This window comes from Psychroflexus torquis ATCC 700755 (assembly GCF_000153485.2).
In the GTDB taxonomy this organism is placed as follows: Bacteria; Bacteroidota; Bacteroidia; order Flavobacteriales; family Flavobacteriaceae; genus Psychroflexus; species Psychroflexus torquis.
In genome coordinates this window covers 321,412-333,117 of the sequence record NC_018721.1, presented here as the reverse complement: position 1 = coordinate 333,117, position 11,706 = coordinate 321,412, and the positions used below count along the sequence as shown (strand labels likewise).

Annotated in this window: 8 protein-coding genes, 1 pseudogene and 1 CRISPR repeat array (1 of these 10 only partly in view); of the genes and pseudogenes, 8 read left to right on the top strand and 1 reads right to left on the bottom strand. The window is 30.9% G+C overall.

Annotated features, from left to right (window positions below):
- The first annotated feature begins 103 nt into the window (after nt 1–103).
- From P700755_RS01380 to P700755_RS01360, 5 genes are all read left to right on the top strand, one after another.
- Entirely contained in the window at nt 104–1,300 is a 1,197-nt protein-coding gene (locus P700755_RS01380; RefSeq protein ID WP_015022962.1) for a hypothetical protein, read from the top strand.
- A 5-nt stretch (nt 1,301–1,305) separates the two neighbouring features.
- The gene (locus P700755_RS01375) at nt 1,306–1,878 is read left to right on the top strand and encodes a condensin complex protein MksE (RefSeq protein ID WP_015022961.1); all 573 of its coding nucleotides are present in this window, start codon (nt 1,306–1,308) and stop codon (nt 1,876–1,878) included.
- Nucleotides 1,862–5,560 (top strand): ATP-binding protein, encoded by a 3,699-nt coding sequence (locus P700755_RS01370; RefSeq protein WP_015022960.1) that lies wholly within the window; start codon nt 1,862–1,864, stop codon nt 5,558–5,560. Before P700755_RS01375 ends, P700755_RS01370 begins: the two co-directional genes overlap by 17 nt.
- Nucleotides 5,560–6,420: a DUF7281 domain-containing protein gene (locus P700755_RS01365; RefSeq protein WP_015022959.1), complete on the top strand. Its 861-nt coding sequence runs from the start codon at nt 5,560–5,562 to the stop codon at nt 6,418–6,420. Before P700755_RS01370 ends, P700755_RS01365 begins: the two co-directional genes overlap by 1 nt.
- 587 nt (nt 6,421–7,007) lie before the next feature.
- Nucleotides 7,008–7,295: a hypothetical protein gene (locus P700755_RS01360; RefSeq protein ID WP_015022958.1), complete on the top strand. Its 288-nt coding sequence runs from the start codon at nt 7,008–7,010 to the stop codon at nt 7,293–7,295.
- A gap of 51 nt (nt 7,296–7,346) precedes the next feature.
- On the opposite strand, the pseudogene P700755_RS20225 reads toward P700755_RS01360, so the two are convergent.
- A pseudogene (locus P700755_RS20225) lies at nt 7,347–7,638 on the bottom strand (IS1595 family transposase); the annotation flags it as partial.
- A gap of 186 nt (nt 7,639–7,824) precedes the next feature.
- On the opposite strand from P700755_RS20225, the gene P700755_RS01355 reads away from it, so the two are divergent.
- The 3 genes from P700755_RS01355 to P700755_RS01345 all read left to right on the top strand — a co-directional run bounded on the left by P700755_RS01355 (nt 7,825) and on the right by P700755_RS01345 (nt 10,496).
- A complete protein-coding gene (locus P700755_RS01355) occupies nt 7,825–8,421 on the top strand; it encodes a phospholipase D-like domain-containing protein (protein WP_015022957.1) in 597 nt (198 codons plus the stop codon).
- An 89-nt stretch (nt 8,422–8,510) separates the two neighbouring features.
- Complete coding sequence (locus P700755_RS01350) at nt 8,511–10,106, top strand: IS5-like element ISPto9 family transposase (RefSeq protein ID WP_015022956.1); 1,596 nt, start codon at nt 8,511–8,513, stop codon at nt 10,104–10,106.
- A gap of 36 nt (nt 10,107–10,142) precedes the next feature.
- Complete coding sequence (locus P700755_RS01345) at nt 10,143–10,496, top strand: hypothetical protein (protein WP_015022955.1); 354 nt, start codon at nt 10,143–10,145, stop codon at nt 10,494–10,496.
- A 374-nt stretch (nt 10,497–10,870) separates the two neighbouring features.
- Nucleotides 10,871–11,706: direct repeats of the CRISPR family, unit length 46 nt; unit sequence GTTGTGAATTGCTTTCAAAATTGTATTTTTAGTGATAATTCACAGG; it runs 1,029 nt beyond the window's last position.

Sequence of the window (11,706 nt, the reverse complement as noted above, 5' to 3'; positions counted from 1 at the left end):
TTAAATTTAAGACTCCCAACATTACATTTTGTTTTTCCAACACAAAAACAGGACTTTAAAATCTAAAAGAGCAGTTTTTCGGCTACTCTAGTAAAATAAAAAGATGAACACTTTCAATGACATAAAAGAATTGGTTTCCACTCTAAAAAGAGAGGAAAAATTAATTGCTGAAATGTTTAGCAAAAGAAAAGCTATTGATTATAAGTACAGCGATGCTATTGAGTTGGTGGATAATGACGAAAATCGAATTGATTTCTTGATAAAAAGATCAGTCATTAGAGAAAATGGCGGCTGTTTAGAACTTGATGACCAATTCTTAGATTTTTTTGAACAGATATTGGATGTAAACGAAGAAATAAACCTTTCCTACATCGATGAGAATATCAAGAACATCAAAGAAAATATCGGTTACTTTCTGAATGAGAACAATGAAACCAGAAGGTACAGTTATTTAAAGTTTATCAAAAAAACATTCAGAAAAATTGGAATTATAACCCTCAGAAGTGTGGTAGATATTCGAAGAAATATTGAGAATACTTTCAAAAATGAAGCGAACTATAAGAACAAGCAACTAAAACTTGAAAATTTAGATCAAAAAAGAAATTTAGTTGAAAAACTGATTATCCAAACATTGCTTTTGATTGATCAAGAAGAACTTACTTTTTTCAATAGAGCTTTAGATGAAGAATTAAAGAGAGTAATTGTGGATATGAAATTTCAACTTAGAGAATGTTCACACAACTTAATAGAAATAGAAAAACAGATAATTGATTATCTTAATCAAATTAAGCACCAAGGAAAATTCATAGAAAAACTAAGAAAATTAAAGTATTTAAAAGATCACTTTACTATTGAAGCAGAAACAGATATTAAACAAATGATTGCTCATAAAAATCAGGTCATTTTTGAAAAGAGAATACCTGAACCTTTGAATTTGTCACTTGAATTTATTCGAGAAAATGAAAAAGTGTTTGAAGTAATTAAAAGAATTGCAAGAACACACAAAGACAGGACACAGTTTCAACCAGAAATAGCAAGTCAAATTTCTTCAGAATATCTAGAAAACAATATTGAAGAAGAGGTAATGATTAACTTAGAGGAGGTTAGAAATCAATTCTTAGCAACAAGCGATAATTTATTCAACTTCATCATGAATTATGATTTTTTAAAACAGGTTGACTTTGATGAGCGAGTCACCATCTTTTGTCAAATCACCTCGCAATACGAACGAGAGTTGAGAGTAGAAGAAGATTTTCAAATAACTAATGGTGTCGAATTTGCCCTAGTTTACCCCAAATAAGACTTATGATAACAAAATACACTTCAGAAATTTTTGATGTCCTACGCAGAGGTCAGTTCATTTGTTCCAATAGTCCAAACGAAGAAATACAAACACTTTACAGGGTTTTAGAAGATGAAAATACCTTTGAAGATTTGCATGCCTATTTTTTTGAAATCAATTACATACTGGAACATGGGAACGAGTATTTCTATTTTAGTAGGGAAGAAAAAAATGTGGATTTAGATAGGAAGCTAGAAAAAGCATTTACTTGGATTGATATTTTGGATTTCTTTAAAACATTTGATTCGTCTTTTGATGTAGGTTTTAGGTTTACACCTTCGGACATTAGCAATCAGCTAAAAAACAATGCAGATTTAGCGTTAAAACTCGATAGTCTCAAAAAAATAACTGGAGATAAAAAGAGTCATTCAGACAGAATCAAAAAAATTATTGAAAGGTTAGAAAGGGATAATTTTATCACGCTACAAGATGAAATATCCGAAACTTACAAAGTGCTGACTTCTTTCAATTACCTAAAAGACATTATTACGGCCATTAATATTCCAGAAGAAATAGAAAATGAGATACCTAAATAAAATTGTATTTATAAATAGTGCAACAGTTCAATATGCTGAGATTGAATTGGATGGAAATGTTCATTTGATAGGGACGCAAGGAGTTGGGAAAAGTACTTTGTTGCGCGCTATTTTATTCTTTTACAATGCAAATAAATCTAAATTAGGAATACCAAGAGAGAAGAAAGGATTTGACGATTATTACTTTCCATATCAAAACTCATACATTATTTATGAAGTTGAAAAGGACGCAGTCCCTTTTTGTGTATTGGCTTACAAAGTGAATGGTAAAGTAGCTTTTCGATTTTTTAATTTCAGCTATAAAAGAGAATTGTTTATTGATGAAAGCAACCGAGCATTTGAAAGTTGGGATAAAATTCGGAGTGCTTTAGGGAAAGGGATTCATTATACTTCTATTGTATCCAGCTATGAAGAGTTCCGTAGGATTATTTATGGGGACAATAAAGGCTTAAAACCTGATTTTAGAAAATATGCACTTATAGAGAGCAAACAATACCAGAACATTCCCAGAACCATTCAAAACGTTCTTTTAAACTCTAATTTGGAGGCAAAGTTTATTAAAGATACGATCATTAATTCTTTGAGTGAAGATGAATTCACGATTGATATTGAAAATTATTCCAAAGGACATTTAAGGAAGTTTGAAAATGAAATTAATGATATCAGAATCTGGTTCAAGAAAAATAAAAAAGGTCAGATAATTGTTCGTCATCAAGCAGATAGGGTTATTGAAAAATACCGTACATATGGTTATTTGAATAGAGAGAAAAAACAACTGGCTTATGGATTAAGGTCTAGAATGGATTTTATAGAAAAAGAAAAGCCATTGCTAATTTCCAATTTTTCAAAGGAAAATAATGCTTTTACAGAGCTTTATAAAAAGAAGGAAAACTTAAAAGATCTTCATTTAAATAGAGAACAGAAATTAATTTCCGATATCGATTATATAAAGAAAGAACTCTCCAAAGCAGCAAAAAAACAAACTGAATATAGCAATCGAAATATCCATGAACTAATTCAAAAAGTTGCTGAAAGAGAAGCCTTAGAAAGAGAACTTAAAAATTTGGGTAAAGAAAAGGCTTTGCTAAAATCTGCTTTTGGTCAAATCAGTCAAAAATATGAAGCGTTAATTTCACAAGTTCAAAATCAACATCTAGAACTAACGAATCATCAAAATGCAGAAATCAATAGGATTAAGAGTGAAACTGGAGATCGTAAAGATGACCTTTTTAAATCCCACGAAAAGTTGATTGATAAAGTTAAAAGTGACAATCAATTAGACAAAGAAAATGCCATTAATGACGTAAATGGAATTGTTGAAAAGATAAACGCTCTTAAAAGAAAGAAATCAGAGTTAAAACACCAAGTTTTTTATACGGCTGAAATTGAAAAGTCTAAAGAAGATCAAAAAGCTGTTGATAGTGAAATTTCAAACTCAAAAAGCATTATTCTTAACTCAAAGAATGAAGTAAATACCTTGAGAAAGCAATGGGAACTTGAAGAAAAAGAAATAAAGAGATCAACAGAATTGAAAGTTGATGAGGTTAATAAAGAGAAACAGAAATATTCTAATCAAATCCAGTCGATAGAGAATAAAATTGCTCAAAGTAAATCTTCATTTTATGGATGGTTAAATGATACCGTTCCCAATTGGGAAGAAACTATTGGTAAAGTGATTGATGAAGAAAGTGTTCTTTTTAATTCTCAATTGAATCCTAAATTGGTCAACACAAATTCAGATACTTTCTTTGGGGTGGAGTTGAATTTAAACGGGTTAACTAATCGCATTAAAACTGTTGAAGAATACAGTAATGAAATTGAAGGCTATAAAGCAGAAATAGATAAACTTAAAAAATCACATCTTCATTTAAATGAAGAAAAGAAAGATTTCTTACAAAAGCTAAAAGTGAAGTTTAAGAAAAAGTTGAAAATCTTTAAGGAAGCTATTGCAGAAAATGAATACATTATAGCTCAATCAGATCAAAAGCTAAAGAAAAATCTAGTTGAATTAAATGAATGGCTAGAGAAATCTACATCAGAAAAAAAATCTATTCTAGAAGAGATTGAAAATACTTTGAATGAAGTGACGGTTCAGAAATTAAAAGCGCAGGAACATCTAGATCGAATTAAGAAAGGGATAAAGCGTAAAATAACTTTAAAAGAAAATGAAAGAAATGCCGAAGTTTTAAGGTTGCAAGGTTTAACTAAAACTAAAACAGATGAAATACAGCTTTCTATTTCAAATCATAAGGAAGAATCGAAGAAACGAGTTCAGGAGCTGAGAAAAGAAGAAACTTCAAAACTCGAAAACAAAGGAGCCGACACCAATAGAATTTCTGTAATTGAAAATACATTAATGGATGTTGAAAAGGCAATTGATTACATCAAAAGAAATGAAGCGCTGGTCATTGAATATAAGAAGGATAAAAGAGAGCTTTTTGATCGCATTCCTGACTTAAAAGCGGATAAAGTAACTTTCGAAAAAAAGCAGAATTTAATTATAGAAAAACACAAAACGGAAGTAGTCAAACTCGAAAAAAAACATCAAGAACAGAAAGCTATAGTTGATGGTATTCAATCAAAAATAAACGAATTCAAGGCAGACGAAGAAGAGTTTATTGAATTCAAGAAATCTGATGCTTTTATAAATATTCAAACTTATTTTTCTGAGTCGGTTATAGAAGATAAAGACCTGAAAACAGCCAAATCTATTATTTCAGAAATCAAAGGGAAGTATTACAAAGGAATTGATAACTTCAAGGGATTACAACAAAATATCAATGCTTTCAACGGCAATTTCACCAACGAAAACACCTTCTATTTTAAAACTGATTTGAATAGTGATGCGGATTTCCTAAATTTTGCATCAGAATTAAAAGAATTTATTGAAGAAGATAAAATTAATGAATTTGAAAAAAGGGTAAATGAACGGTTTGCTCATATTATTCAGTTGATAGGTCGAGAAACAACTGAATTAAATTCCAAAAAAGGAGATATCGAGAAAATCATTAAAAAAATCAATGATGATTTCAGCAGTAAAAACTTTGTAGAAGCCATCAAAGAGATGGAAATTAGAACCCTAGCAAGTTCAAATCCGATAGTTAGATTATTGATTAAAATCCAAGAGTTTAATGATGAGAATAGTATGGTTTTAGGGGAAGCCAGTCTTTTCACTTCGGATGCCAGTGACTCTAAAAATCAAAAAGCAGTGGAACTTTTAAAGGAACTGGTGAAAGCGATTGAGAAATACAAAAGTTCAACACTTACGCTTTCAGAGTCTTTTGATTTGCAGTTCAAAATTGTAGAAAATGATAACGATTCTGGCTGGGTAGAAAAACTATCAAATGTTGGAAGTGAAGGAACAGACGTTTTGGTAAAAGCCATGATAAATATTTTGCTTCTCAATGTTTTTAAGGACAGCGCTTCAAAGAAATTCAAAGATTTTAAATTGCATTGTATGATGGATGAGATAGGAAGGCTCCATCCCAATAATGTAAAAGGAATTTTAAGATTCGCGAATGAAAGAAACATTTTATTGATTAACGGGTCACCGACAAGTCAAAACGCAACGGATTACAAATACACCTATAAATTAGCCAAAGTGCAATCAAAATTGGATTCCAAGAAATATATTACGAAAATTAACCGATTGGTGAAAGTCAATTCAAAAGTTCTGAATTAATGAAGTTAACATTAAAAATAGCAAAGGTATTGGTCCAACTCATTACAGGTGACTCCATTCCTGCGAGCTCAGCAAAAAGTAAATTAATTGATGATTTAGTATTCGAAAACATCATTTTTCGCAAAGGAAAACATAGAAAGACTTTGGAGCTCATCAATGAAAAAGACTTGCATATTTATTTAGCGAATCAATTGCAAATTAATGATTTGAACAATTATATCTCAGCTTTAGAAAACACAGAATCATCTCGAGGAGATTTTGTAAAAATCACAACCGATTCTAAAAATTCTAAAGAAAGAGCATTTAAAGGATTTCTAGTTAACAGTTATCACCCTATAAAAGCAGAACTAAACAATGAAAAGCTAATCATCAATCCTAGTGCAGGCAGCTTTCTTTTTATTTCCGACTATGAAAGCTTTAAAATCCCTAAAAATATCACCATTGTAGGAGTTGAAAATGCTCAGAACTTCAGTCAAATCAGACAGCAGAAATATTTATTTACGCATATAAAACCCTTGTTTATTTCACGGTATCCACAAAACCAAAATAAGGATTTTATAAAGTGGATAAATTCAATTTCTAATGACTACCTGCATTTTGGCGACTTTGACTTTGCTGGAATAGGTATTTATTTGAATGAATATAAAAAGAAAATTATTGGAAAATCATCATTTTTCATTCCTAAAAATATTGCTACCATTTTGGATAAATACGGGAACAGAAAGCGTTTTGATATTCAAAAGATGAATTTTAATCAAGAAGATGTTGAAGATGTTGAAGATAAGAAGCTTCTGGGTTTGGTTTACTTAATCATTTTGGAGAAGAAGGGTTTAGATCAAGAGTTTTTTATTGGGAAGTGATTGATCGTTAAAATTTAATTCTTATTTATACTCTTTCTCACTTGGAATTTCCACTCTATCACCTCCGGAAGTATTTTCATTAATGACACGTAGGGATACGCATGTAACTATTGCGATTGACAGGTTGTGTATTGCTTTTATTCCGAAATATCGGAAGTATTTTTAGTGATGATTCACAGGTTCTGGATAATCTTTAATTCTCTGTTTTCTGTTGTTTCTTGGTTATCATAGTAAAAGTCATTAAGAGTTTACATTATATCAATAAGACTTTATAAGTGTAATCTATTAACTGAAAATATCAAGTTTATTTTACATTTTTTCTGAAAGGCCATTGAAAGGCGTACGTATTTTCTCTTTTGATTTTGCTCATGCCAACTCTAAAATTGCTTAGATGATAAGCCTAAAACACTCACGTTCACCTACAATTTGGGATCTCTTGGGGAAGTTTTCTTGAATGTTTATAAACTTTAAACCCTTTTAACTCGCCTGAAGTCGGCGTGGGTTGGGTTGGATATGACTATAATGTGCTTAAGAAGTTCGCACTATATTTTTTAGTAATTTAGTTTCAAAATTTTAAAGTCTGGAACATGGAAACTTTACTACAAAAATTGGTGTTACTATCTTTAATTTTAATGCTTTTTACCTCATGCGTTTCTATAAAAGCTCCGCAGATATGGAGTGGCATGACTGTAAGAGAATTTATTAAAGAGGCTAAGTATGAAGAGCTTGTTTCTATGGATAGTGGATGGACTATTTACAGAGTTTTTTACGGTTACAGCGCTCAAAACGTTATGTTCTACTACTTTTACGACAACAAGCTTGTTAAAATGAATCAAGGTCAGAGAGATGTTGATGTAAGAGTTAGGGTGAATTAAACGTTTTTACCCATACAATATCTACTTAAATAATGATTTAGAGGTTAGTAGTTAGTTACTCATTGATTCTGATTGATATAATTTGTCCTCATCCACGATTTCGAAAATGACATCATTGAATATAGTTGCTTTATTTTGTGAGCGATTTATTTTAAAACTTGAATTCATTGAAATATCTAGTGATATTATCATCACTTATTCAAGAAAAGGTGGTTTTTATCCAAGATTTAACTTGACGTATCCATGTATGGGGCGCTTTTAAATTTAATCCTCTATTACTTTAGATTTGTATTACGTCATAAGCTTTTGAAATGGGTCTATATCCTCTCCATTTATCTGTTGTTTCTTGGTTTTCATAGAAAAAGTCATCAAGAGTATACGTTATGTCAACAAGACTTTATAAGTGTCATTTATTAACTGACAATGTCAAGTTTGTTTTACATTTTTTCTGAAAGGCAGCAGGAAATTATGTTTTATTAAAGCAAGAATTTTTTAAATTAGTGGATTCAAATTTTGAATTAAATTTTAAATGGCACTATTTTTAAATACACAAAAAATATCATATTGGTTAAATGAAATAATTAGTGGAGCTGAAAAAGAATTGATCTTAATAGTTCCATACATAAAAACATCTAATAATATTTTTGAATCACTTCAAGATGCAGATGAAAGGGGTGTTGAAATAATTTTGATTTACAGAGAAAACAAATTAAATGAAAAAGAGAAAATCAAACTCTTTTCATTGAAAAATATAACTATTCTTCATCATCCAAATATTCATTGTAAATGTTATTATAATGGAGCACAGTTGATTTTATGCTCTATGAATTTATATGAATATTCAGAGTTGAATAATAGAGAAATGGGAACTTTGTTTACCAAAGAAAGAATTTATCATAAGAAAGAAATTTTAGTAGACAGTGATTTTGGCACTATTTTTTTAGATGCTGTAGAAGAAATAAAAGAAATAATAAATGGAAGTACCATTGAAAAATTGAATGATGATAAAAAAGATTCTCCTTTCGAAATAGAGATAGCAAAAAATGAAGAAGAGTTGACGTTTGAAAAATGTGAAGAACTAAATAGGGCTTGCTGTTTTTCTTATAATTATAATCTATTAAATTAAGCATCAGTGTTTTACGCATAAAAACACACGTTTTTTTCTTGCGTAATTGCATGGTTTTTCGTATCTTCTAGTCATAAACCTATGCAGTTATGATAAAATATACGCCTTCTAATCAGTTAAGTTTATCCGAGTTTTCACATCCCTTCGAACAAGAATTGTTATCTGATAATCGCTGGGTAAAATTAGCACAACTCATCCCTTGGGATGCTTTGGCAAAGGTATATTCCAATAAACTCAATGCACGTAACGGTAGAGAGAGTATTGATGTCCGCATGGTTATAGGTGCAATTATTGTAAAGCATAAGATAGGGCTAAACGATAGAGAGACCGTTGCGATGATTAGCGAAAACATCTACTTGCAATATTTCTGTGGATTAAAGTGTTTTCAAACCAAACCCCCTTTTCATCCCACTGTACTTGTAGCTATTCGTAAACGAATGGGGGCAGTAAATTTTGACTCTTGGAATACTCTAATCATTGAAAAGGCAGATAGCTTGAAGCCAAAAAGGGCAAGCAATATTCAAAAGGACACCGAGGAAGATGCCCCTAATCAATGTGTCTCTGATAGTAAACACAAAGGCAAACTAAAGATTGATGCTAGTGTGGCTGATCAAAGAATAGTGTTCCCTACCGATGCTGGTCTGCTTAATACAGCACGCAAAGAAAGTGAGCGAATTATAGATTTGCTCTACGAGCAAACCCAAGGAGTTAATAAACCTCGGGATTACCGTCGAGTAGCAAGAACAGAATATCTTGTATTTTCTAAAAAACGCAGAAAGACAACCAAACAAATAAACAAGTTCATTCGAAAACAACTAGGATATACTAGGCGTAACCTATCTTATATTGAAAAACTGTTAGACCAAATAGAAGATCAAAAAAAGGATGAACACTTGCCTGGCATGTTTACAGATCTTAGCACTGCTTATCCCTGTAAATTCCCTTTACCAAAACGGGACCAAAAGATTTACTGGGTGCTTCAACTCATCTATGAACAACAAAACTATATGTATCACGAAAAAGTTAATAGTGTAAAAAATAGAATAGTCAATATTTATCAACCTTACGTTCGCCCTATCCCAAGAGGAAAGGATAAAGTATCGACAGAATTTGGAGCAAAGATTAGTGCTAGTGAGATAGATGGAATGAGTAGAGTAGAACATATAAGTTGGGATCAATTTAATGAATCTAAAGATTTAGTATTACAAGTAGAATCCTACAGAACCACCTTTGGTCACTACCCAGAATTACTACTAGCAGACCAAATATACCTTAACAGAGAGAACAGAAAATGGCTCAAAGAAAAAGGGATTAGAATTGTAGGAAAACCATTAGGGAGACCGCCAAAACAAGAACTTTCTGCCTATCAAAAGCGAAAACTCAAAAAAGAGCGAAACCAAAGAAACCTAATAGAAGGAAAGTTTGGACAAGCAAAAAACGCATACGGACTTAACAAAATAAAAGCCAAAAGAAAAGACACATCAGAAAGCTGGATTAGTGCCATTTTCTTCATAATGAACTTAATAAACTTATCAAAAATAGCAGATAAATATGCTATTTTTTGTGCCTTATTTGAAAATTGGATATACACTAAGCTAAATCCCAAAATAAAAGGGTGTTTCTATAATACTGATGTCACTAAACCCTTTTTTATTCAAAATTACATACCTCTTGAACTAAAATAAGCTTGAGTAAATCAGCAAGCCCTAAATAATTTTTTCTTGAATAAAAGATTTAAACCTGTCCAAATAAAAGGGCATTACTGGTTGCCTTTATGCAAAAATTATTTTGATAACATAGATGTAACTTTTGAAGGTAATCGCTTTGGAATTGAGATAAATCTGCCAGAAGAAGATCTTGAAATTATTTTTAATAAATGGAAGAAGAGTTATAATGAATATGAGTTTAAAGGTTTTAAGTATTATTGGAATTATCATAAATCATCCATTTATGTTTATAAAGACAAACGTTTTGATTGGGATGTTCTAGAAAAAAACAATAAGCTTATAATGAAAAAATTCAAACAAGGGATTGATTTATTAATAAAAAAATATCGTAACATTTCTGGTAAATAAATATTTTAAACATCAACTAAAATATTTGATATTCCTTCTCGTCTGGAATTACCTCTCTAACAACTACGGCATTATTTTCATTGATGATTCCACAGGCTTAGGGTTGCATATAGCTCTACATCTCCGTTGTGAATTGCTTTCATTCCGAAACATCGGAAGTATTTTTAGTGATAATTCACAGGAGCACCAAGTTACAAGGCAAACCGAAATCGGTTGTGAATTGCTTTCAAAATTGTATTTTTAGTGATAATTCACAGGTACTTAATGAAAGTAAACTGCACCTATTGGTTGTGAATTGCTTTCATTCCGAAACATCGGAAGTATTTTTAGTGATAATTCACAGGCGACAACGGCACGGAAACTAATATACCGTTGTTGTGAATTGCTTTCAAAATTGTATTTTTAGTGATAATTCACAGGGAGATCGGGATCAACTAAAGTTTTAGCCTGGTTGTGAATTGCTTTCAAAATTGTATTTTTAGTGATAATTCACAGGAATAATATACTATAGTAGTAATAGAATAGGTTGTGAATTGCTTTCAAAATTGTATTTTTAGTGATAATTCACAGGCTTAAACCGCCTTGACCGTCTCTAATACCGTTGTGAATTGCTTTCAAAATTGTATTTTTAGTGATAATTCACAGGTTTACATAGTCTATACAGTCGTTGTTTTCTGTTGTGAATTGCTTTCAAAATTGTATTTTTAGTGATAATTCACAGGTTAAGCGTTATTTATCTTTCTTCATCTTATGTTGTGAATTGCTTTCAAAATTGTATTTTTAGTGATAATTCACAGGAAAGAACACTTATATCCACACAAGCTATTTGTTGTGAATTGCTTTCAAAATTGTATTTTTAGTGATAATTCACAGGAATATCTCGACATAGTAACAAAAAGAGCGGTTGTGAATTGCTTTCAAAATTGTATTTTTAGTGATAATTCACAGGAATGAAGATCACTTTTACTATGACGGTGTGTTGTGAATTGCTTTCAAAATTGTATTTTTAGTGATAATTCACAGGAGCACATAACTTTTTAACACAAGAAGGTTTGTTGTGAATTGCTTTCAAAATTGTATTTTTAGTGATAATTCACAGGAAGAACATTTAAAGCTAAACTTACTGGTAGGTTGTGAATTGCTTTCAAAATTGTATTTTTAGTGATAATTCACAGGTACCCCTGTTTAGTTTGTTGTATAGATTGTGTTG